Annotated in this window: 1 pseudogene; it reads left to right on the top strand. The window is 43.8% G+C overall.

The features are described from left to right. Positions 1-130: 130 nt before the first annotated feature. A pseudogene (locus R7O13_RS28730) lies at positions 131-603 on the top strand (endonuclease/exonuclease/phosphatase family protein); the annotation flags it as partial.

Genomic DNA, 603 nt, shown 5'->3' with positions numbered 1-603 from the left:
TATTTGCACAAATCACACAAAAACTGATTGAATATGTAATAATGCAACCTTTTGTGTGACCCATATCGCTTACAAATCTTACTGATGTTATTAATATTTGCCCGAATCAATTATAAGGTATGACGTACCCATGAAAACAATTAAAACTTCTCTCGCTCTCCTTATCGGTGCCGCTTTACTGACTGGCTGCAATGACGACGACACGAAATACGTAAACGTTCAGCCAACTGAAGTAAAGATTGCCACCTACAACCTCTCTTTTGACCGCGCGACCTTCGAAGCTTTAGTAAATGAAATGCAAATTGAACCAGCGCAGCAAGCTGCATTGGTTACAGCCTATTTAGACAGCTCCATCGCAGCTGAAGACAAAACCACTGCGGAAAAGGTCATTCAAATTCGCAACGTTGCTGCGATCATTCAAAAGAATCGCCCTGATGTACTGATGATGGCGGAATACAACAACGACGGAACAGGCGAAGACAAAGCAGCCCTTGAAGGCTTCCAAAAGAACTACCTGTCTGTTGCACAAAGTCTCGATGGCGCGGGCGGAGAAGCAAACCTCGAACCTATCGAATATCCTTACGCGGAGTCTTACTCTACCAA

It is taken from the genome of Vibrio sp. Y176 (assembly GCF_033438945.1).
Note: the sequence above shows the minus strand (reverse complement) of the source record. Positions and strands in the feature narration are given on the sequence as shown.